A 22027-nucleotide genomic window follows, 5' to 3' on the forward strand; every position below is an offset into this window, starting at 1 on the left:
ATCATTGAAAAAAGTGTGATGTGTAAGAGAAAATAGTGTTCAATTATTACTCTTTTATTAATAAATTGGTTAATTCTCGTGGATGAGATCCCAATTATACGTTTTGCACATTTTCAATGGTGCGAAATGTTTTTATATTTCACATATAACCTATTTCGTTAACAATTTAAGCTTAGTGAATCCAATATTCATATCAGCTAATGTGGAGTATTATCATGGACGCGTCCAATTTAGCCCCATCGGCGAAGTCGAGCCCGATAAACAAACGAGGGTTAATCATTCTGGCTATTGATGTGGTGTTATTACTACTTCTGCTAGAATTTTTACCTTATGATCCAAAGGCCAATGCAGGTTTAGCATTAATGGTGTTTGTGGGAGTGTTATGGCTGACAGAAGCCATTCACGTTACGATAACAGCATTATTTATACCTATTTTAGCCGTTGTGCTTGGGCTAATGAATACCAATGAGTCATTAAAATCATTTGCGAATCCTATCATTTTCTTATTCTTCGGTGGCTTTGCATTAGCGACAGCGCTTCATATTCAAGGGCTAGATCGCTTAATTGCTAACCGCTTGCTGATGATTGCAAAAGGTAAACTTTCAATTGCTGTATTGCTGTTATTTGGTGTTACTGCATTACTCTCAATGTGGATCAGTAACACAGCAACAGCCGCGATGATGTTACCTTTAGTGTTAGGTATCCTCTCCAACCTAGATATTCGTTCAGAGCGTAATACCTTTGTATTCGTATTATTAGGTGTTGCTTATAGTGCGAGTATTGGTGGCTTAGGTACGTTAGTGGGAAGCCCGCCAAATGCGATTGCAGCAGCTCAGCTGAACTTAGATTTTATTACGTGGATGAAGTATGGTGTCCCAATCATGCTGGTATTATTACCTATCATGTTTATTGTCATGTATCTGATGCTACGTCCTAACTTAAAACATAAGTTTGATCTGAAATTAGAAGTGTTAGAGTGGAATAACAAACGTGTTATTACCATGATCATCTTCTTGGTTACTGTATTTTGCTGGATCTTCAGCTCTTTTATTAGCAGCGCTTTTGGTGGTGTAAAAGATCTGGATACCGTTATTGCGGTCAGTGCTGCAATTGTTATCGGGGTGACTGGGGTCGCTAGTTGGAGCCAAATCCAAGAGAACACAGAGTGGGGAGTATTAATGCTGTTTGGTGGTGGTTTAACACTAAGCGCAATTTTACAATCATCTGGTGCAAGTTTAGTTATGGCTGACTTTATGAAAGATACCTTTGGTAATAGCCACTGGTTCGTGATTATCCTTGCAGTAACAACCTTCATCATCGTATTAACTGAATTTACCAGTAATACAGCGAGTGCGGCGTTATTAGTACCAATCTTTGCAACGGTTGCACAAGCATTAGGCATGCCAGTAATGGCGTTAACTATGATTATCGGTATCGGTGCATCTTGTGCGTTCATGCTACCTGTTGCAACCCCACCAAATGCGATTGTCTTTGGTTCTGGTTATATCAAACAGACAGAGATGGTACGTGTCGGTGGTGTACTGAACTTAGTGTGTATCTTAGTTATCTCTCTGTTTGCTTGGTTCTTCTGGCTATAAAGTTAATACACTAAATTAACCTAAATAGAGCGCTTGATAGTTATATCAGGCGCTTTTTTATTGCTATCGTTTGTCTATTATTTGAATTGATATCATTGAGATAAGATTAGAAAAGAAATAGAGCAAACACAGTATGTGGCATGAATTGGATAAATGGCTTTTTTATCACTTGTAAAAAAGCCATCAAGATTAAGACTAAAGATGTCATAACATTGATGGCTTTTAATCAGAATAGAAAATGAGCTAACTATTTTGTATAAAGCGTAAGTTGTGTACCGGGCTTTAACATTTTAATATCTGAGTTCCAACTCATTAATAATTTAAGGTTAATGCCGTGGCGACGGGCAATACTGTAATAAGAATCACCTTGGCGTACTTTATAGTAGCTTGGTGAAGGTTTTGTTGGTTTCGTTGTCGTGGTGCTACTGACACTACCTGCATTATGAATTTTTAATGTCTGACCAACCAGCAATGTGCTCTTTGCATTTAACCCATTAATACGCTGTAAGTCTTTGATACTCATATTATAGCGACGAGCAATAGCGTAAAAGGAATCCCCTGAACGAACCTTATAAACGCCTTCTTGCTTAATAGATTGATTCGTTTTGGCGACGGCCAAGCGAATAGTTTCTAATATAGCTTCATCTTCAAAAGCGTTACGGAATTGGTCAAGCTTATTGCGAGGCAACATAATGACATGAGGGCCATTAGGTGCAGTTATTCCACGTTTATAGCCGGGGTTATAGTCTTTCACGGTATTAATAGGTAACTGACTTAATTCAGCGACTTTACTTAACGTGATTTGCTCACCGACATCAAATGAGGCTAATGCTTTATCGCGATAGTTACTTTTTGGGAAAGTAATATCTTGTTCGTTTTCACGAATAACCTTACTTAAAGCGAGAATTTTCGGCACGTAATTCATCGTTTCTTTAGGTAAAGAAAGCGACCAATAGTCTGTTGGTAGGTTTTTACTTTCATTTGCCTTTATTGCTTGCATAACACGGCCTTCACCAGCGTTATAAGCAGCAAGGGCAAGTGCCCAATCACTATCAAACATCACATACAAACGCTCTAGTAAATCAAGAGCCGCTTTAGTTGATGCCATAACATCACGACGACCGTCATACCATTGATTTTGTGCCAAACCATAGTAATTACCCGTTATTGGTACAAATTGCCATAAACCCGCTGCATTTGCAGAAGAGGTAACATGAGGATTAAACGCACTTTCAACGACAGGAACAAGAGCAAGTTCCATCGGTAATTCACGTTTTTCAATTTCATCAATAATCGAATACATATAAGGCTCAGCGCGAGTAGCAACGCTCTGTATATGTTTGGGATTATTTAAAAAATATAATTCTTGCTGCGAGATCCTTTCATTTTCGGGGAGGTCCATTTTTAATTCACTTACTACATAACCCCATAAATTGGTTTTTACATCATATTGAGGTTGGTGAGAAGTTGAAGTCCCTTTCGTTGATATTGGTGCATTCGCAGACAAATTAGGTTTAATGTTCTCAGATTGCTGGCAACCCGCCAGTAGCAATATGGAGAACAAAATCGCTTTTGTCTTCATAATAGAAAAATTCATCCTGTGTGTTTTTTGAACCAAATGATACTTAGTGTGCCAAAATAAAACAACCAATAGGAATTAAAAGTTGTCTTTTAATTCTCTTAATTTTGTAAATGTCTTAATTGGAGCATAAGTATTAGTGGTTATACCTAAAATCCTTTGCAAATCAATATCGTCAGATTTCAAAAAAAGATTAATATTCTTTTCGTTTTTCAGTGTCATTGGCACAGTAGGTTGCAAATTTTTACGCATTTCACTAACTTGGGCTAAATAATCGGTAATAAGTGCATTTTCTGGCATGATATGATGTGCAAAGGTCATATTTGATAGGGTGTATTCATGAGCACAACAAATTAATGTGTCATCAGGTAAAGCACTCAATCTTTGTAATGAACTGAACATTTGTTGTGCGGTTCCTTCGAATAAACGGCCACAACCACCAGAAAAAAGTGTATCGCCACAAAATAAATAGGGCTCGCAATAATAAGCAACATGACCCAATGTATGGCCCGGCGTACCAATCACATTAAAAGTAAAAGAGCCAACAATAATACGCTCTTGATTATGAATAATATTTTCAGCCCCTTTACTTTGTGTTTCTTGTGGGCCAAAAATGTCGATGTTAGGATATTTTTTGGCAAGTTCAGCAACACCACCAACATGATCATCATGATGATGGGTTAATAAAATCGCGATAGGCGTTAGTGAACGTTGTGAGAGCATTTCAATAACAGGTTTGGCCTGTGACGGATCAACAATCACACATTCACTATTTTCATTACTTAATAGCCAAATGTAGTTATCGGATAAAGCAGGAATTCTGATAAGCTCCATATAAGTTACCTTACTTATAAAATATAAAGGGTTAAACGATGAAAGCAGCGCGTTCAGTAAAACCAATTACAATGCCGGACTCTTGGCGTGATATTCCTTGGGGAGAATATTATCGCATGGCGATTGAATTGCGTTTACAAAACTGGTGGCCGAAAATGTATGGCTTTCATTTGCTGAAACTCGGTCAACTCAGTGCCGAACTGGATACCAAATTAAGTATCGTTTCACATCAAGTCAATGTGACATCAAATGCAATAAATGCGGATGTTATAGCGTCTTTGGATTATCTACCCTTTGAAAATAAATCGGTTGATGTTTGCCTTATGGCTCATGTGCTTGATTATAGTGCAGATCCCCATTGGCTATTAAGAGAAGCTGATCGTGTTTTAATTGATGATGGCTGGATAGTATTAACGAGCTTCAACCCTATTAGTTTATTAGGACTGGGTAAATGCACGCCTCTTTTGCGACAAAAACAGCCTTATTCAAGTCGTATGTTTTCACTTCGTCGGCAAATTGATTGGCTTAGTGTGCTAAATTACGAAGTGATGACACAACAGAATTTTCAGATTATGCCATTTTCAAGACCAATAAAACGTGATGGTAGCAGCTATCACACCGGAGGCTGTTTAAATTTAATTATCGCTCGCAAAAGAACGCTCCCTTTAACACCCACCGCGTTGAAATTTGCATTGCCACGCATGAGTGTAAAAGGTCGAGTTTTAGGGGTTACACGCAATCACTCAGAGCCATAAAACATTACTCGTTGGCTGTCTTATCTTTCTGGCTTTCAATATAGCCCGTGTCTTCTTGTGTAGGTGATTGAGCCGCCGTTTTTGCTAATTCATCACAACGTTCATTTTCATCATGACCTGCATGGCCTTTTACCCAATGCCATTCAATTTCATGACGAGTAATAGCACTATCTAAGCGTTTCCATAAATCAACATTAAGTACAGGGCTTTTGTCTGCTTTACGCCATTGACGCTTTTTCCAGCTATGGATCCACTGTGTAATACCCTGTCTGACATATTGGCTATCTGTTGTCAGTGTAATTTTACAAGGGAATTTTAATGTTTCTAATGCTACGATAGCGGCAAGAAGTTCCATTCGGTTATTGGTGGTCATAAAAAATCCTTCACTTAGGGTTTTTTCATGTTGTTGATAGCGTAAAATAGCGCCATAACCACCGGGGCCTGGGTTGCCTAAGCATGAACCATCGGTGAATATTTCTACCTGCTTGTGCATAAAGGCGACTTATCCTTTTTGATTAATACGAAAAACTAACCCTAAGTCTGACATAAAAACGGATTATGAGCACTCCAATCACACGACAAATTGTACTTGATACCGAAACCACCGGTATGAATAAGCTGGGCGTTCATTATGAAGGTCATAATATCATTGAAATTGGTGCCGTAGAGGTTATCAATCGTCGATTAACAGGGCGAAATTTCCATGTTTATATTAAGCCTGAAAGATTAGTTGATCCTGAAGCATTTGAAGTTCACGGTATTAGTGATGAGTTTTTAGAGGATTGTCCTTCTTTTGCCGATATTGCTGACGAATTTTTAGAATATATTCGTGGCGCAGAGCTGATCATTCATAACGCATCGTTCGATATCGGCTTTATGGACTATGAGTTTAGAAAGCTTAATCGTGATATTCCGCCTACTGAAACGTTCTGCCAAATTACTGATAGCCTTGCAATGGCAAGGGCATTATTCCCCGGCAAACGAAATAACCTTGATGCCTTATGTGATAGATACTTTATAGATAATTCTAAACGTACTCTTCACGGCGCGTTATTGGATGCTGAAATACTTTCTGATGTTTACTTGGCGATGACTGGTGGACAAACAGCACTAGCATTTTCAATGGATGGTGAATCAAGTAACGAACAAGAGCAAAATGATATTCAGCGTATCGAGCGCCCAGTTTCAGGTTTAAGAGTAATAAGAGCCACCGCAGAAGAACTTGCTGAGCATGAGTCTCGATTAGACTTAGTTGAGAAGAAAGGTGGGCATTGTTTATGGCGTCCTGCATCAAATGATGAGGCGGTTTGAATATAAAAAAAGCAGAATTGTTTAGTTGAGATTAAAAACTATCCAAATGCATCTTTTTGTTAGAAAAACAGTTGACGACAAGGCAAGAGATTCGTAATATTCACCTCGTCCGAAAGGATACGCGGAGCGGTAGTTCAGTTGGTTAGAATACCTGCCTGTCACGCAGGGGGTCGCGGGTTCGAGTCCCGTCCGTTCCGCCAACATTCCAAACCCCAGCATTTATGCTGGGGTTTTTTGCTTTATTAGCCTAAAAAACTTCAAATTTTAATTATTCCAATCCTCAGTTAATACGCTATCTTATCTTAATAGTTAACACTATTCTTGAGGCAGTTCTTATGTTATTAACTCTCGACCAAATCACAAAAGAGTTAGAAGATAAATTTTCTCCTTTAGGTGAGGATTTTAATGATTTAATTCTTTTTAAAAGAACAACACCTCTTACTGGTTTAGGTTTGCTAGAACAGACGCTAACACTCTCCCTTCCTGATGATTTTACTTCTTTTATTTCTCTCTATAATTTAGATAATTTCTCATTATTTAATATCAGTTTTGGCTGTGGTGAAGATTATCTTGAAAGACTTTTCATGCTAAATAGTCCTAATGAGTTTGCTCAATGGTGGATTGGTGATAAACGACCTGAAAACATCATTGTTATTGCATTGTCAGATCCTTATACCATCTTATTAAATACTCAAACAGGGAATGTTTTTGCAATGACGAGTGAATCATCTATGGATAGTTTCGAACATATTGCAGTGAATTTTTGTGTTTTTTTTCGCGCAGTTGCCACACTGTTTTTAACAGATATTTCGCCAGAGAGAATTATTGAGCTAACCTCATCTCAAACAACTTCATTTTGGTATCAATTAAGACCTGAATAAGATGAAAAATATAAAGAAAAAAGAGCTAGTTTATGATGGTTTTGAAGATGATTTTTATCAGTTAAATCACCTTATTCAATGTCCTTATTATGATGAAGATATGTCAGTTAGCGTAACGCAATTAAGAGACTTAGACAGCTTAGATGAAGAGGTAACACAGCAGGTAATAAATAAGATTAAAGGACTTACTTTAAATCTAGGAACGCGCTATAGCTATGATGGTTTATCGGTAATGTGTGATATTCAAAAATCAAAAAAAGAAAATATGCAGTTGCTTGGTTTATTTGCTATTGGTGAAAGACAGCCTGCGCGGTATCAAATAATAGTCTTAGGGATATTTAGGATTAATTTATGAACACGGAATTTTATTTACGTTTAAGTATGCTATCTAAAAAAACATAATCATTATGTTATGTTGAAATCAGACAGAATTAACGTAGAAATAATTGAGTCTATTAGCCATGAACTTTTTTAACGAAATCCAACAAAAAGTCAGCATTACACCTTTCTTTTCTAATATGGGAAAGGGAAGCATTGATGATAAGAAAATTATCTATTTTCAAAGTATCCAAGCTTGTTTTGAATCGTCTTTAAATGTTGAATGGTTGCCAACTTCTCCTACGCAAGATGATCCTTTCTATATAAAACAAGAATACCCCAAAGATTTGGCCGAGATGCGATTAGTTGTCAGTAAAGCCGTGATAGAGAGTCTAAAAGCGTTTTCTGTACCAGATAGTCAATTTCAATACGATGTACATAACTTTAAAATTGCAGCAAGAAATGCGATATGTTACGCATTTAGGCAGTATCTTACTGAAAAATACTTCAATTATGGTGACAACTGGGAAAGGATCATTCAGATTTACTACCAAGGTCATTTTCCGATAGGTTTTTATAAAAAGAAATTAGTGGTGATTTAACTGCTAGTTATTTAAAAAGAGTTTTCAGTTAGAGTGACAACTAGAATTAAATTTGTTTTTATCCTTTTTTATTAATATTAAAAAGTAACATTTACGTTACGCTGATTTTTCCTTTTAGCTATATATGATGTAAATAAGATTTTTATTACTGAATCAGTGAATTATCTGCTTTTTATCTTTTTTAAGCTCTTATAATTCTACGTCCTTGCAACAAGTTTAGTTAGTTATTAGGTTATAATTAAAACAAATACAGTATTTGTTTGATTTGATGGATAATTCAGCAATAAAATTTTATCTTGATTAGTCATATCAAGCTAAGGTTTAATAGCACGCTTCTCAATTGCGCAAATTATTGTCTTTTTTGCTTTTTGTTGCGCAACAATGCGGTGGTGTAATGTTATTTTCCGCTTTAATCGTAAAAAATGCTGTGCAAATCAAAGAATTATTGCTTTATGCTAATTACGATAGCCACCTTTGTGGATTTTTTATATTGCGGTTTTTTGCCCGCATTGAGAGAATCAGCTATCTAGATGCTTTTTATCCGACTTGGAGTAGAAAATGACCACTCGTAAAACCCTTGCTAATGCGATCCGTTTTTTAAGTATGGATGCTGTGCAAAAAGCTAAATCAGGACACCCTGGCGCCCCTATGGGTATGGCTGATATTGCAGAAGTATTATGGCGTGATTTTTTAAATCATAATCCAACTAACCCTAACTGGGCTGATCGTGACCGTTTCGTTTTATCTAATGGTCATGCTTCAATGCTGATTTACAGCTTACTGCACCTGTCTGGTTATGATCTTTCTTTAGATGATCTGAAAAATTTCCGTCAATTGCATTCTAAAACACCAGGTCACCCAGAATATGGTTACACCGCGGGTGTTGAAACAACAACAGGTCCTTTAGGTCAAGGTATTGCAAACGCAGTGGGTTTTGCAATTGCAGAACGTACATTAGCGGCTCAATTTAACCGTCCTGGTCATGATATCGTTGACCACTACACCTACGCCTTTATGGGTGATGGTTGTATGATGGAAGGTATCTCTCATGAAGCATGTTCTTTAGCGGGAACATTACAGTTAGGTAAACTGATTGCATTTTACGATGACAATGGTATCTCTATTGATGGTCAAGTGCATGGTTGGTTTACTGATAACACAGCAGAACGTTTCGACGCTTATGGCTGGCATGTAATTAGTGGCATTGATGGTCACGATGCAGCAAGCATTAAAGCCGCTGTTGAAGCAGCAAAACAAATCACTGACAAACCTTCACTGTTGATTTGTAAAACCACTATCGGTTTTGGTTCTCCTCATAAAGCAGGTACTGCTGATTCCCACGGTTCTCCATTAGGTGATGCAGAAATTGCTGAAACACGTAAAGCGTTAGGTTGGGAATACGGTGCATTCGAAATTCCACAAGAAATCTATAAAGAGTGGGATGCAAAAGAAGCGGGTAAAGCAAAAGAAGCTGCATGGGATGCTAAATTTGCCGCATACGCAGCACAGTTCCCTGAATTAGCGGCTGAATTTAAACGTCGTATTTCTGGTGAATTACCAGCAAACTGGGAAAAAGATTCCAAAGCATTTATTGAAAATCTGCAACAAAACCCTTCAAGCATTGCAAGCCGTAAAGCATCTCAAAATGCATTAGAAGCATTCGGTAAAGTATTACCAGAATTTATGGGTGGTTCTGCGGACTTAGCACCAAGTAACCTGACTATGTGGTCTGGTTCTAAAGCGCTGAATGAAGACAAAGCGGGTAACTACATCCATTACGGTGTACGTGAATTCGGTATGTCTGCAATCATGAACGGTATTGCATTACACGGCGGTTTTGTTCCTTATGGCGCTACCTTCCTGATGTTTATGGAATATGCACGTAATGCTGTACGTATGGCTGCACTGATGAAGATCCGTAGTATCTTTGTTTATACTCATGACTCTATCGGTCTGGGTGAAGATGGCCCAACTCACCAACCTGTTGAGCAAATGGCTAGCCTGCGTGTAACACCAAACGTGAGCACATGGCGTCCATGTGACCAAGTTGAATCAGCTGTTGCATGGAAATATGCAATAGATCGTAAAGATGGCCCAACAGCTCTGATATTCTCTCGTCAAAATCTTGCACAACAACCTCGTACTCCAGAGCAACTGGCAAATATCGAGAAGGGTGGTTACATCCTGAAAGATTGCGCAGGTACTCCAGAATTAATCTTTATCGCAACAGGCTCTGAAGTTGAATTAGCGGTTAGCGCTTATGAACAACTGACAGCTGAAGGCCGTAAAGTACGTGTTGTTTCTATGCCAGCAACTGATGCATTTGATAAACAAGATGCAGATTACCGTGAAGCAGTATTACCAGAATCAGTGAAAGCTCGTGTTGCTATCGAAGCAGGTATTGCTGACTACTGGTTCAAGTATGTTGGTTTAGATGGTGCGATTGTAGGTATGCGTAGCTTCGGTGAATCTGCGCCTGCAAACGAACTATTTGAAGAGTTTGGTTTTACTGTTGAAAATGTGGTTACACAGGCAAAATCTTTACTTAAATAATCAATAAGTGTTAACAAGAGCACATTTTTGGGAAGAATTTCTCAGATGTGCTCTTTTTTTATCCTTCCATCTTTGTTTACTATTGCGATCTTCTCTCATTTCTCGTAATCTGATTATCAGTAAGCTGAACCGTTTCAGTTAATCCTAAAATGTCGGTGACTGCACAATTTCTAGATTTACTTGATTTATCGTTGTTGATTAGTATCTTGCTCTATTATTCTAAGCGGTTGCAAATCACAAGTTATCAAGGGAGTCACATGACAATCAGAGTCGCTATTAACGGTTTTGGCCGTATAGGGCGTAATGTGTTAAGAGCGCTTTATGAATCAGGTAAACGAGCTGAAATAACGGTTGTTGCAATAAATGAATTGGCTGATGCGCAAGGTATTGGGCATCTTCTCAAGTATGACTCTAGTCACGGACGTTTTGCTTGGGATGTACGAATTAATAACGATTTATTGCAAGTAGGTGATGATACTATTCGACTTTTTCACCACGCTGATATCACTGATTTACCTTGGGGTGAACTTGGTATCGATGTTGTACTTGATTGTAGTGGTGCTTATGGCTCCCGTGCTGATGGCGAAGCGCATATTGCACAAGGTGCGAAGAAAGTGCTTTTTTCTCATCCCGGTACAACCGATTTAGATGCAACAGTCGTTTTTGGTGTCAATCAACACGAACTAAAAAAAGAGCACCGAATTGTTTCAAACGCATCTTGTACAACAAATTGCATTATTCCCATTATTAAAATGATGGATGACGCATTTAATATAGAATCAGGAACTGTAACAACAATCCATGCAGCCATGAACGATCAACCCGTGATTGATGCATACCATAAAGATTTACGTCGTACTCGTGCAGCTGGACAATCTATTATTCCAGTTGATACGAAGTTGGCTGCGGGAATTACTCGAATTTTCCCGAAATTTAAGGATCATTTTGAGGCAATTTCTGTACGAGTTCCTACAATTAATGTGACGGCAATTGATTTAAGTGTCACTGTAAAAACTGCTGTAAATGTGTTAGATGTCAATCGGTTAATTCAAAAATCAGCAACTGGCGCATTTCGTGGTATAGTGGATTACACAGAATTGCCATTAGTCTCAACTGATTTTAACCACGACCCTCATAGTGCAATCGTTGATGGCACACAAACAAGAGTCAGTGGGCAACACCTGATCAAGACTTTAGTCTGGTGTGATAATGAATGGGGCTTTGCTAACAGAATGCTTGATACAACGTTAGCAATGGCTGCAACTGGTTTTAAATAATCATGTTTTAATGACGGTGTCGCGTAATAATACGACGCACTGAACAGAAGATTACTAAATTTTAGAGAATCAATGAGAGGATTCATCATGTCTGTAATTAAGATGACCGATTTAGACCTAGCGGGTAAACGAGTTCTTATCCGTGCTGACCTGAACGTTCCAGTTAAAGATGGTAAAGTGACTTCAGATGCGCGTATCCGTGCTTCTTTACCAACAATTGAAGCCGCGTTAAAACAAGGCGCTAAAGTGATGGTAACTTCTCACTTAGGTCGTCCTACCGAAGGTGAGTACAACGAAGAGTTCTCTTTAAAACCAGTTGTTGACTATCTGAAAGACAAATTAACTGCACCAGTTAGTCTTGCTAAAGACTATTTAAATGGTGTTGAAGTCAATGCAGGCGAATTAGTTGTTCTTGAAAACGTTCGTTTTAACAAAGGCGAAAAGAAAGACGACGAAACTCTGTCTAAACAATATGCTGCATTATGTGATGTATTCGTAATGGATGCATTCGGTACTGCTCACCGAGCTCAAGCGTCAACTCATGGCGTTGCTAAATTTGCACAAGTTGCTTGTGCAGGTCCACTGTTATCAGCAGAACTTGAAGCATTAGGTAAAGCATTAGATAAACCAGCTCGCCCAATGGTTGCGATTGTTGGTGGTTCTAAAGTTTCAACTAAACTGACTGTATTAGATTCTTTATCAAAAATTGCTGACCAATTAATCGTTGGTGGTGGTATCGCAAATACCTTTATCGCAGCAGAAGGTCATCCAGTAGGTCGCTCTTTATATGAAGCAGACCTTGTTGATGATGCTAAAAAGCTGATGGAAAAATGTGATATTCCAGTACCAAGTGATGTTCGCGTTGCGACTGAATTCTCTGAAACAGCAGAAGCTGTTTTAAAATCAGCAAACGACATCAAAGATGATGAACAAGTACTGGATATCGGTGATGTGACTGCGGAGCGTTTAGCTGAAATCCTGAAAAATGCGAAAACTATCCTGTGGAATGGCCCAGTAGGTGTGTTTGAATTCCCTAACTTCCGTAAAGGTACAGAAATCATCGCTAATGCAATCGCAGAAAGCGAAGCGTTCTCTATCGCAGGTGGTGGTGATACGCTGGCTGCTATTGATTTATTTGATATCGCAGACAAAATCTCTTACATTTCAACCGGTGGTGGTGCTTTCTTAGAATTCGTTGAAGGCAAAAAACTTCCTGCTGTTGCAATGTTAGAAGAACGCGCTAAACAGTAATTAAGTCAGCTCATACAGGTAGAAAGTTATTTTCTACCTGTTCCAAATATAGGATCTTATTACATGTCTAAAGTTTTTGATTTCGTGAAACCGGGTGTCATCACTGGTGATGATGTACAAAAAGTATTTGCAGTAGCAAAAGAAAATAAATTTGCTCTGCCTGCGGTTAACTGTGTAGGTACTGACTCAATCAATGCTGTGTTAGAAGCTGCTGCGAAAGTTCGTTCTCCTGTTATTGTACAGTTCTCTAACGGTGGTGCTACATTTATCGCAGGTAAAGGTCTTAAATCTGATGTACCACAGCAAGCTGCTATTTTAGGCGCAATTTCTGGTGCTCATCATGTGCATCAAATGGCCGAATACTACGGTGTTCCTGTTATTCTGCATACAGACCACTGTGCGAAAAAATTATTACCATGGATTGATGGTCTGTTAGATGCAGGTGAAAAACACTATGCTAAAACAGGTAAACCACTGTTCTCTTCTCACATGATTGACTTATCTGAAGAGTCATTAGAAGAAAACATCGAAATCTGTGCTAAATATTTAGCGCGTATGGCTAAAATCGATATGACTTTAGAAATCGAATTAGGCTGTACTGGTGGTGAAGAAGACGGTGTTGATAACACTGGTATGGACAGCTCTGCGCTTTATACTCAACCAGAAGATGTTGCTTACGCATACGAAAAACTGAGTGCGGTAAGCCCTCGTTTCACTATCGCGGCATCTTTCGGTAACGTTCATGGTGTTTATAAACCAGGTAACGTTCAGTTAACGCCAAAAATTCTACGTAACTCACAAGACTACGTATCAGAGAAATTTAATCTGCCACATAATAGTTTAGATTTTGTTTTCCATGGCGGTTCTGGTTCTTCTGCAGAAGAAATCAAAGAAGCCGTTGACTATGGTGTTATCAAAATGAATATCGATACCGATACTCAGTGGGCAACTTGGGATGGTATCTTACAGTTCTATAAAAAGAACGAAGGCTATCTGCAAGGCCAATTAGGTAACCCAGAAGGTGCTGATAAACCTAACAAGAAATACTACGATCCACGTAACTGGTTACGTCAAGCACAAGAATCTATGGTTGTTCGTTTAGAACAAGCATTTAAAGAACTGAATTCAGTTGACGTTCTGTAATTGAGTTACTCTTAATGATTAAACTAAACCCGCTTATTTGGCGGGTTTTTTTATACCTGATAAAAAGCGATTAGGGAGTTTGGTTATGATGATATTTATTATTAAGGTTGGGCGCGAAGGGGGGATGTAGGTTAGTCTCTATTAGCAATATCTATTAGCAATATCTAGCCAATACGAAATAAAATCTAACGTTGAGATAAAGCAGATATAAAAAAGCGCCTATTAATAAATAGACGCTTAAATCGAGCAATATATTATTTGGAAGATCAGCCAGTGATTTTAGCGCCTTTGCTTTCTTCTTTCATCATACGATTTAATAAAGGTACTGTCGCCCACATAACGATACCTACAATTAAGGTCACAATACCAATTTTACCAAACACATCAGTGTAAATAGGTAATGTTTGTAGTGGATCAGTAATACCTTCTGGTGCTGCGGTGAAGGTTGCTACATAACCGCCTAGCAAATAAGCCGTAGCTTGCGTTAAGAACCACATACCTAAAATAAAGCCCATCATGTATTGCGGTACGAACGCTGCAACCATTGCTAAACCTAACGCACTGATCATCAATTCACCTAAGCTCTGGAATAAATAAACCAGAACGATAAACCAAGGTGAAGTCAAGCCTTGAGCATCGGCAAACCACATGCCTGATGCTGCCGCTGTAAGGAATCCTAACGAGCACAGAAGCATACCTGCGGTAAACTTCGCTGGCATTGATAAGTCTTTACCTTTCGCGCCAAAATGGCTATAAGCGATTGCAAGGATTGGGCTAGCAATAATGATCCAGAATGGATTTAGTGCTTGGAAACTTACAGGGTTAATATCAAAGCCTAAAAGTGTGTGGTGAACGTTATGAATAGCAAAGAAGTTCAGTGAAGTTGGCATCTGTGCATACAGAATGTAGAAAACAACAGCTTCTAACATCAGAACAAATGCAACATACATTTTATTACGTGCAACTCTATCTTTTTGTTTAAAAGCTTCACGGAAATAAATGAAGACAACAATAATAGACAGGCTGACTAAAACGATATTTGCAATCATCACGTTGTGCAGTAGCCATGCACAAATAAATACCATCGCAACAGAACCCGCAATAACTAATAGTAGTTTGCTAAAGCTCATTGGTAAATGGTCAGGTTCAGAACCAATATTGGCAACCATTTTACGACAGAAGAAATAGACTAATAACGCCATGATCAAGCCAATACCACAGATATTATAAGTCAGTGCATATCCGTAGCGTTCAGCAAGTACAGGGGCGATAGATAAAGAAATTAATGAGCCGATATTAATCGACATATAAAATAGCGTAAATGCGCCATCAAGACGTGGATCTTTAGGTGGATAACATTTTGCTAATAGGCTGGCAGGGTTGGCTTTAAATAAACCATTACCAACTGCGATAGTTCCTAATGCATAGAAAATTAAATTAGGATACATAATTGACATACCAGTCATGAAATAACCGATAGCCAAGACAATAGCACCTAAAACAATTGTTCGTTTTGTTCCTAATAAGTGGTCACCAACATAACCACCAATAGAAATAAGCCCATAAACGAGTGCAGAGAATGCACCAAAAGTAATGAAAGCCTGTTCTTGAGAGAAACCGAGTTTACTAACAAAATAAACGGCAAGAATACCTTGTACGCCGTAGTAACCAAAACGTTCCCATAATTCTACAAAGAAAATCATAAAGAATGGTTTAGGCTGTTGTAATAAACCGACTTGAGCGGGTTTATCCATATCTGTAATGCCCCTAATTATTATTTATTTTCAACAACGATGTTATTTACTCACATTCACGAGGAATGTTACACAACGGTAACATTATCTGTCGCATTTAGAGTGATGTTTGCAAATTTAAGAAGGTAATCAGCAAGTCGAGTAGACTAATATATTGATAGAATGACTTCTCAAAGGTTGATCACACTGTAGGTAAGATTAATACCAGATTGAAAAAAATATTCATTAGTTTATTTTCAAATAAAGTCATTTAATTGATGTTTGGTATGAAATATAACCAGTAAGATTATTGTTTGTTTATATTTTAATCTGATTAAATTAAATAAAGATAAAGGGAAAAAGTGGAGGGGAAATATTCTTGATTATGTGACTGATTGATTCTAGAAAGAATTTTTTCACTATAATTAAAAATTATTCTTTTATAACAAACAGATGTTAATAAATATTTAATAAATACCTAAAAGTCAGCCAATGTTATTTAATTAAATAAATATTCACTTAATATAAATAAATATTTAATTTTACTTTGTGATTATAATCAATAAAAAACGCCCTTATTAAAAGTGCGTTTTTATTTTGAGGTAAAATAAGTGAAAGTTAAACGGAGATTGGTACTTGTTCATTTTTAACAGAATGGAAACGACGTTTGAAATAAATAAGTCCATCACCATCTTCACGTACTGAAATATTCCTAATTTCGGTCATATAAACAAAATGTGTACCGACTTGGCGCACATCATAAATATCACCTTCAAGGCAGGCAAGCGCATTAGTTAATACGGGTTGTTGTAATTGTCCGTTTTGCCATCCTGGTTGGGTAAAGCGATCTGCCATCGCGAGCCCTGTCATGCCGGCGAAATGGCATGCCATTTCTTCTTGCTCATGATTCAATATATTGATACTCAATTTTCCATTCTCTTGAAAAATTGAGTTCATCTGACTTTTACTGTTGATGCAAACCATCACGGTAGGTGGGTTATCAGTAACGGAACATACTGCTGTTGCCGTTAAGCCACAACATCCCGCATCGCCATTTGTTGCCACAATATTGACCGCAGCGCCTAAGCTTGCCATTGCATCCCGAAAAAGTGGGTTAGCCTGTTTTTCCTCAGACATTATTTACTCCTACTGCCAGACTTCTCGTCTGTGGGCGTCTTCACTTAAAATAATTATTAGTTAGATAACTAAAGAATCACCTAACTACTCCGCTAACAAAGTTGTAATGTTATTGCCGGTTTCTTTGTTGCGTTGTTTTAAAGCCGTAACGCTACCGCGCATAAACAAAGATAGCAATCTTTCTTTGTTACAACCTGTTAACTTTATCTCAAAAAATAGTGAGACAACCTTATCGCTAAGCGCCATTATTCCTAATTTAAAGGTAGGATAATAGGCAAATCAGGCTACTTTGGGGGATTGGCTGAGGGATAACACAAATTGCCAATTGATGAAAATTGCGTATAGGTCAAGATGTTGCAGAATATGAAATAAACACGAAAAGAAGCATGGGTGATAAATTGCACAAAGGGAATAAAATTGCAAAAATTGAGTCAACTTTATTTATTTGTTAATATGAATAATTGTAACAATTAGTCTATTCTTAGAATATAGTCATTTTATAAACCATAAGTAGCGGTACTTTTTCACTATCTCTATTGAGTGATATTTTGTCATTTCACCTATAACACCATATAAAGAGCTTCTTGATTATGCATGAATCATTAACTATCGCGCTATTACAAGCACGGGAATCTGCGATGGGTTTTTTTCGACCTGTTCTCAAAGAGCATAATCTGACAGAACAGCAGTGGCGGATCATTCGCGTACTTGCGGATAAACGCTCTATTGATTTCCACGAATTAGCACAAAAATCGTGTATTCTTCGACCAAGTCTAACGGGTATTCTTATTAGAATGGAAAGAGACGAGCTAATTTGTCGTTTAAAACCTGTGAGTGACCAACGTAAACTTTTCGTTTCACTGTCTGCCAATGGGCAAAGTTTATACGATAAAATTCATCCTAAAATTGAAGAAGGCTATCAATTACTTGAGCAAAAATTTTCCACTGAAAAACTACAACGACTAGCTGGATTATTAAAAGAGCTGATTGCGCTTAATCCAGATGATGTTGAACAATCAGAGAAATAAGTTATTTGATAAGAAAAAAGGAGATGCTATGGCATCTCCTTTTTGTTGTTTTCACTCAGGTAAAATTATTGCTTACCTAACACATGTAAGAAGTGAATGTGTTTTTCATACTGATCAAGAATATCGTGAATGATTTGTTCTTTCGTCCAACCCATTACATCGTAATCTTGTCCGCCTTCTTTTAAGTGAATTTCAGCGCGATAATATTTATGTTCTTCGTCTTTTTCTTCATCGCTTAATCCCGCTAAAGCAAAGGCCGGTTGAGTATAAAAACGCAAACGAACTTCATAGAAGAAATTTAAGTCATCACCTAAATCGACCTCAAAACCAATACGATCTTCTTCTTCATTATGAATATAGCATTGTATCGCTTGCTTACTTAGTTCCGCAGAAACCATTTCCATTGATGGCTGAATGACTTCATCCATAAAACGTTTTACATGAGAACGCTTAGGGAAATAGGCAATATTTCTTAAACGGCGTTGCCAAGGGATCGGATTACGGCTTGCTGGTGGTGCAATTGTCGTTAGCTGTTGGCTATCACGTTTATATACATCTACTCGCAATGCCTTTATTAGTCCATATATAGAAGCAAGCAATACCATTGAGAAGGGAAGTGCGCTCGCAATGGTGACTGTTTGTAGCGCGGTTAATCCACCCGCTAATAATAAAGTGATGGCTGAAATACCCATTAAGGCGGCCCAGAAAATACGTTGCCATACAGGTGTTTCACTATCTCCCCCTGATGCTAAGGTGTCCACTACCATAGCTCCAGAGTCCGCAGATGTGACAAAAAACACAATGACCATTAGCATCGCAACAAAGGATAATACGGTTGAGAATGGAAAATAGTTTAAGAACTCAAATAAAGCTAAGGAAACATCTTGTTGCACAATATTGGCGAGTGCCTCGGCACCTTTATCTTTGATTAAATGGATTGCAGTGTTACCAAACACTGTCATCCAAAGTAAAGTAAAGCCAGCAGGAACAAACAGAACACCGACAACAAATTCGCGGATAGTACGACCACGAGAAATGCGGGCAATAAACATCCCTACAAATGGAGACCATGAAAGCCACCAGCCCCAATAAAGCAGAGTCCATCCCCCTAACCAGTCACTCGATTTTGGTTCGTATGCGTAAAGATTAAAGGTTTTACTCACAATTTCGGATAGATATCCCCCCGTATTCTCAACAAATGATTTTAATATCAATACGGTTGGGCCGAGGATAATGACTAATAAAAGAAGAATTACCGCTAATCCTAAGTTAAGTTCAGATAAAAAGCGGATCCCTTTTTCTAATCCAGAAACAACTGAAATAGTCGCAAGTCCTGTTATTACAACAATCAATACAACTTGCACGGTTGGATTAATGGGTACATCAAAAAGGTGATTTAAACCAGCGTTAACTTGCAGAACACCGAAACCAAGAGAAGTTGCGACACCAAAAACTGTTCCCATAACAGCAAAAATATCGACGGCATGACCAATAGGTCCATGTATGCGATCACCAATAATAGGATAAAGTGCAGAACGTAATGTTAATGGCAAACCATGGCGATAAGAGAAAAAAGCCAAGATTAAAGCGACAATGGCATAAATAGCCCACGCATGTAATCCCCAGTGGAAAAAAGTTAATCGCATAGCTTCTTTGGCTGCTTCTATGGTTTGAGCATCACCGGTCGGGGGCATTAAATAATGCATGACAGGTTCAGCAACGCCAAAGAACATTAACCCAATTCCCATTCCCGCAGAAAAGAGCATGGCAAACCAGGCAAAATAGCTAAAATGAGGGCGTGCATGGTCGGGTCCCAGTTTTATTTGACCAAAACGGGAAAGACCTAAATAAGTCACACTCAGCAAAACCAATGCTACGGCTAGAATGTAGAACCAACTCGCATTTGTGAAGAGGTTTTCCTGAAGATGACCTAATTTATCATTAGCCAGCTCTGGAAATAATGCAGAGAAGCCAACGACCAATAAAATTAACAACGCTGATGTATAAAAAACGGGAGGATTAATTTTCATCCTAACTTTTTGAGGGGTTATATCATTTTGTTGACTCATAGCTAACCTATTTTTTGTTATTTTCCTAGAAAGAGACTTTTCGCTACCTACTTTCTGATTATTTATGTTATCAGAAAAGAAAAGTTCATAAGAAAATTTGAATAAAACACCAAGCTGGAAAGATGTTTTATAAAAGAACGGAAATAAATTATTTTTTCCGCAATATGAAGAAAAATACAATTAAATCAATTTATTAATAACTTTATATATTAAATGATTTCGCTCTTTAATAGGTTTCTCCTGTTGAAAAAAGGAGAACATGGTTACATTTTTTGCTTAATCGATCAACCCTTGTCTTTTTTTTGTACAAAAAAAGCCAGTGAAAATTTACTGGCTTTTGATTCATCAAAAAAACTGAAATCAGATTATTTGTTCTCAGTTTTTAAATCATCAATTTTTTGTTTGGCTTGATCCGTTAATTGATCAGCTTTATCAAGTGCTTTATTTTCAGTCTCTTGAGCTTGTTGTTTTACATCATTACTGGTTTTTGATGCATCATCTTTTAACTGATCAACCTTGTTGTCTGCTTCTTGCATCAGGTTATCTGCTGTTTTGCTCGCATCTTGTTTTAGCTCTGCAGCTTTTTCAGATAACTTATTGCTTTCGGCTTCTAGGCTTTGTTTAATTTCTTCAGATTTTGCAACACTTGCATCTTTTAGCTCATCAGTTTTCTGTGAAATGCTCTCTTTTAGAGCATCTGTTTTTTCATCAGCTTGTGTTTTTAACTCAGCGGCTTTTTGTTCAGCTTTATCTTTTAGCTCTTGAGCCTGTTGTGTTAATTCATCTGCTTTTGCCGATGCATCTTCTTTCAAGTCGGCCGCTTTGTCTTTTGCTTGTTGTGTTAATTCATCTGCTTTCTCTTGTGCTGTTTCAGTTACTTGAGTCGCTGTTTCTTTTGCCTTATCAATACCTTCATCAACTTTTTTAGATGAATCATCACAACCTGCTGTAATTGTAACAAGACCCGCTAGAACCAATGAAGTAAGTAGTTTTTTATTCATTTTTTTCTCCAAAATGTGTGTTCAAAAACAATTCAGTGATATCCCGCGTAAGAACTAGAAAAGGCGAGAAGCTATTGAGTTGATAGTAAGAGTTTACGGATAAACTATCGTAATAAGTATAGTGTGAGTCTTAAAATCAACAAATCTAAGTATATTAAGTGTTTTTTCTTAGTCAAATATCATCAAAAATAATTTAGATTTTTATCTGGATGAGATTTTCTGCTTTATAATAATAAGCGTAGAGATTATTGGAAATGTGAGACGGAAATGGAATATTACTTTTTGGTTATTATCAAATTTATTATTGGTTTTACTATCATATTAGCCCATATGAATTTATCGGGTAAAACACAACTCTCTCAATTAACTCCTATTGATTTTATTGGTAATTTTGTACTCGGTGGCATTATGGGAGGGGTAATTTATACTGATGCGATCCCTCTTTATCAATATATTATCGTCTTCCTAATTGGTGTTTGTTTTATCTCTTTGCTTAATTATATCAGTAAGCGATTCAATTTTTTTCGTGCAGTAACTATTGGTGATCCTATTCCCATTATAAAAAAGGGCGAGTTTATAATGGAAAACATTATGGAGAAAAAGAACAAAATAGACATTTTAAATATAACATCTCGTCTTCATGCTCAAGGCATTCACTCATTTCAAGAGGTCAATTACGCGCAAATTGAACCTGATGGACAAATCACCGTGGTATGTGATGGTGCAAAAATGCCTTCGATTATTGTTATGAAAGACGGTGTTATTCGAACATCAGAATTAGCGCAAATAGAAAAAGATGAAGCATGGCTTCAAGAAGAGATGAAAAATCAGCATATTGATAAACCAGAAACTATTTTCTTAGCTGAATTTTGGGATGGAAAAGTTAATTTTATTTTGCTAGATGGGAAGATAAAGCGAACTACGGTATAGATAACTCACTAAAATATACGTTGATGA

General features: G+C 37.5%; 19 protein-coding genes and 1 tRNA gene. 13 read left to right on the plus strand and 7 right to left on the minus strand.

Features of this window, described 5'->3' with window-relative positions; all coding sequences use genetic code 11:
* Positions 1–215: 215 nt before the first annotated feature.
* On the plus strand, positions 216–1598 hold the full coding sequence (locus GTH25_RS03840; protein WP_004247295.1) for an SLC13 family permease: 1383 nt from the start codon (positions 216–218) through the stop codon (positions 1596–1598).
* A 247-nt stretch (positions 1599–1845) separates the two neighbouring features.
* Here GTH25_RS03840 and mltD read toward each other — a convergent pair whose 3' ends face one another.
* Both mltD and gloB read right to left on the minus strand, forming a co-directional pair.
* The gene (gene mltD, locus GTH25_RS03845) at positions 1846–3180 is read right to left on the minus strand and encodes a murein transglycosylase D (protein ID WP_075673393.1); all 1335 of its coding nucleotides are present in this window, start codon (positions 3178–3180) and stop codon (positions 1846–1848) included.
* Positions 3181–3255: 75 nt separating this feature from the next.
* Positions 3256–4011 (minus strand): hydroxyacylglutathione hydrolase, encoded by a 756-nt coding sequence (gene gloB, locus GTH25_RS03850; RefSeq protein ID WP_075673394.1) that lies wholly within the window; start codon positions 4009–4011, stop codon positions 3256–3258.
* A 38-nt stretch (positions 4012–4049) separates the two neighbouring features.
* Here gloB and GTH25_RS03855 point away from each other — a divergent pair, with 38 nt between their 5' ends.
* Positions 4050–4766, plus strand: coding sequence for a methyltransferase domain-containing protein (locus tag GTH25_RS03855; protein WP_164530338.1), 717 nt, complete (start codon positions 4050–4052; stop codon positions 4764–4766).
* Between the two features lie 4 nt (positions 4767–4770).
* Here GTH25_RS03855 and rnhA read toward each other — a convergent pair whose 3' ends face one another.
* On the minus strand, positions 4771–5259 hold the full coding sequence (gene rnhA / locus GTH25_RS03860) for a ribonuclease HI (protein WP_075673396.1): 489 nt from the start codon (positions 5257–5259) through the stop codon (positions 4771–4773).
* Positions 5260–5324: 65 nt separating this feature from the next.
* Here rnhA and dnaQ point away from each other — a divergent pair, with 65 nt between their 5' ends.
* From dnaQ to fbaA, 9 genes are all read left to right on the plus strand, one after another.
* On the plus strand, positions 5325–6077 hold the full coding sequence (dnaQ, locus tag GTH25_RS03865; protein ID WP_075673397.1) for a DNA polymerase III subunit epsilon: 753 nt from the start codon (positions 5325–5327) through the stop codon (positions 6075–6077).
* A 123-nt stretch (positions 6078–6200) separates the two neighbouring features.
* A tRNA-Asp gene (locus tag GTH25_RS03870) sits at positions 6201–6277 on the plus strand.
* A gap of 135 nt (positions 6278–6412) precedes the next feature.
* A complete protein-coding gene (locus tag GTH25_RS03875; protein WP_075673398.1) occupies positions 6413–6958 on the plus strand; it encodes a nuclease in 546 nt (181 codons plus the stop codon).
* A gap of 1 nt (position 6959) precedes the next feature.
* Positions 6960–7313, plus strand: a complete 354-nt coding sequence (locus tag GTH25_RS03880; protein WP_075673399.1) for a hypothetical protein — start codon at positions 6960–6962, stop codon at positions 7311–7313.
* Positions 7314–7419: 106 nt separating this feature from the next.
* Entirely contained in the window at positions 7420–7878 is a 459-nt protein-coding gene (locus GTH25_RS03885) for a hypothetical protein (protein ID WP_164530339.1), read from the plus strand.
* A 558-nt stretch (positions 7879–8436) separates the two neighbouring features.
* A complete protein-coding gene (gene tkt / locus GTH25_RS03890) occupies positions 8437–10431 on the plus strand; it encodes a transketolase (RefSeq protein ID WP_156733073.1) in 1995 nt (664 codons plus the stop codon).
* A 257-nt stretch (positions 10432–10688) separates the two neighbouring features.
* On the plus strand, positions 10689–11708 hold the full coding sequence (gene epd, locus GTH25_RS03895; protein ID WP_075673402.1) for an erythrose-4-phosphate dehydrogenase: 1020 nt from the start codon (positions 10689–10691) through the stop codon (positions 11706–11708).
* A gap of 87 nt (positions 11709–11795) precedes the next feature.
* Entirely contained in the window at positions 11796–12959 is a 1164-nt protein-coding gene (pgk, locus tag GTH25_RS03900; protein WP_075673403.1) for a phosphoglycerate kinase, read from the plus strand.
* A gap of 63 nt (positions 12960–13022) precedes the next feature.
* Positions 13023–14102: a class II fructose-bisphosphate aldolase gene (fbaA, locus tag GTH25_RS03905; RefSeq protein WP_164530340.1), complete on the plus strand. Its 1080-nt coding sequence runs from the start codon at positions 13023–13025 to the stop codon at positions 14100–14102.
* Between the two features lie 266 nt (positions 14103–14368).
* Here fbaA and dtpB read toward each other — a convergent pair whose 3' ends face one another.
* Together dtpB and hpaC are read right to left on the minus strand one after the other, a co-directional pair.
* Positions 14369–15856 carry a dipeptide/tripeptide permease DtpB gene (dtpB, locus tag GTH25_RS03910; RefSeq protein ID WP_075673405.1) on the minus strand — a complete coding sequence of 496 codons (1488 nt, stop codon included), beginning with the start codon at positions 15854–15856 and terminating at the stop codon, positions 14369–14371.
* Positions 15857–16453: 597 nt separating this feature from the next.
* Entirely contained in the window at positions 16454–16972 is a 519-nt protein-coding gene (gene hpaC / locus GTH25_RS03915) for a 4-hydroxyphenylacetate 3-monooxygenase, reductase component (RefSeq protein ID WP_075673406.1), read from the minus strand.
* A 590-nt stretch (positions 16973–17562) separates the two neighbouring features.
* On the opposite strand from hpaC, the gene hpaR reads away from it, so the two are divergent.
* The gene (gene hpaR / locus GTH25_RS03920; protein ID WP_164530341.1) at positions 17563–18000 is read left to right on the plus strand and encodes a homoprotocatechuate degradation operon regulator HpaR; all 438 of its coding nucleotides are present in this window, start codon (positions 17563–17565) and stop codon (positions 17998–18000) included.
* 65 nt (positions 18001–18065) lie between these two features.
* On the opposite strand, the gene betT is transcribed toward hpaR, so the two are convergent.
* On the minus strand, positions 18066–20069 hold the full coding sequence (betT, locus tag GTH25_RS03925) for a choline BCCT transporter BetT (protein ID WP_075673408.1): 2004 nt from the start codon (positions 20067–20069) through the stop codon (positions 18066–18068).
* 365 nt (positions 20070–20434) lie between these two features.
* On the minus strand, positions 20435–21070 hold the full coding sequence (locus GTH25_RS03930; RefSeq protein ID WP_075673409.1) for a hypothetical protein: 636 nt from the start codon (positions 21068–21070) through the stop codon (positions 20435–20437).
* Between the two features lie 267 nt (positions 21071–21337).
* Between GTH25_RS03930 and GTH25_RS03935 the strand changes: the two genes are divergently transcribed.
* Positions 21338–22000 carry a DUF421 domain-containing protein gene (locus tag GTH25_RS03935; RefSeq protein WP_099659922.1) on the plus strand — a complete coding sequence of 221 codons (663 nt, stop codon included), beginning with the start codon at positions 21338–21340 and terminating at the stop codon, positions 21998–22000.
* Positions 22001–22027 lie beyond the last annotated feature (27 nt).

Origin of the sequence: Proteus terrae subsp. cibarius, assembly GCF_011045835.1 — a bacterium.
GTDB classification, from domain to species: domain Bacteria; phylum Pseudomonadota; class Gammaproteobacteria; order Enterobacterales; family Enterobacteriaceae; genus Proteus; species Proteus cibarius.

Coding starts and splice junctions, on each gene's coding strand:
- GTH25_RS03840 (WP_004247295.1), top strand. CDS start 216: ATGGACGCGTCCAATTTAGCCCCATCGGCGAAGTCGAGCCCGATAAAC.
- mltD (WP_075673393.1), bottom strand. CDS start 3,180: ATGAAGACAAAAGCGATTTTGTTCTCCATATTGCTACTGGCGGGTTGC.
- gloB (WP_075673394.1), bottom strand. CDS start 4,011: ATGGAGCTTATCAGAATTCCTGCTTTATCCGATAACTACATTTGGCTA.
- GTH25_RS03855 (WP_164530338.1), top strand. CDS start 4,050: ATGAAAGCAGCGCGTTCAGTAAAACCAATTACAATGCCGGACTCTTGG.
- rnhA (WP_075673396.1), bottom strand. CDS start 5,259: ATGCACAAGCAGGTAGAAATATTCACCGATGGTTCATGCTTAGGCAAC.
- dnaQ (WP_075673397.1), top strand. CDS start 5,325: ATGAGCACTCCAATCACACGACAAATTGTACTTGATACCGAAACCACC.
- GTH25_RS03875 (WP_075673398.1), top strand. CDS start 6,413: ATGTTATTAACTCTCGACCAAATCACAAAAGAGTTAGAAGATAAATTT.
- GTH25_RS03880 (WP_075673399.1), top strand. CDS start 6,960: ATGAAAAATATAAAGAAAAAAGAGCTAGTTTATGATGGTTTTGAAGAT.
- GTH25_RS03885 (WP_164530339.1), top strand. CDS start 7,420: ATGAACTTTTTTAACGAAATCCAACAAAAAGTCAGCATTACACCTTTC.
- tkt (WP_156733073.1), top strand. CDS start 8,437: ATGACCACTCGTAAAACCCTTGCTAATGCGATCCGTTTTTTAAGTATG.
- epd (WP_075673402.1), top strand. CDS start 10,689: ATGACAATCAGAGTCGCTATTAACGGTTTTGGCCGTATAGGGCGTAAT.
- pgk (WP_075673403.1), top strand. CDS start 11,796: ATGTCTGTAATTAAGATGACCGATTTAGACCTAGCGGGTAAACGAGTT.
- fbaA (WP_164530340.1), top strand. CDS start 13,023: ATGTCTAAAGTTTTTGATTTCGTGAAACCGGGTGTCATCACTGGTGAT.
- dtpB (WP_075673405.1), bottom strand. CDS start 15,856: ATGGATAAACCCGCTCAAGTCGGTTTATTACAACAGCCTAAACCATTC.
- hpaC (WP_075673406.1), bottom strand. CDS start 16,972: ATGTCTGAGGAAAAACAGGCTAACCCACTTTTTCGGGATGCAATGGCA.
- hpaR (WP_164530341.1), top strand. CDS start 17,563: ATGCATGAATCATTAACTATCGCGCTATTACAAGCACGGGAATCTGCG.
- betT (WP_075673408.1), bottom strand. CDS start 20,069: ATGAGTCAACAAAATGATATAACCCCTCAAAAAGTTAGGATGAAAATT.
- GTH25_RS03930 (WP_075673409.1), bottom strand. CDS start 21,070: ATGAATAAAAAACTACTTACTTCATTGGTTCTAGCGGGTCTTGTTACA.
- GTH25_RS03935 (WP_099659922.1), top strand. CDS start 21,338: ATGGAATATTACTTTTTGGTTATTATCAAATTTATTATTGGTTTTACT.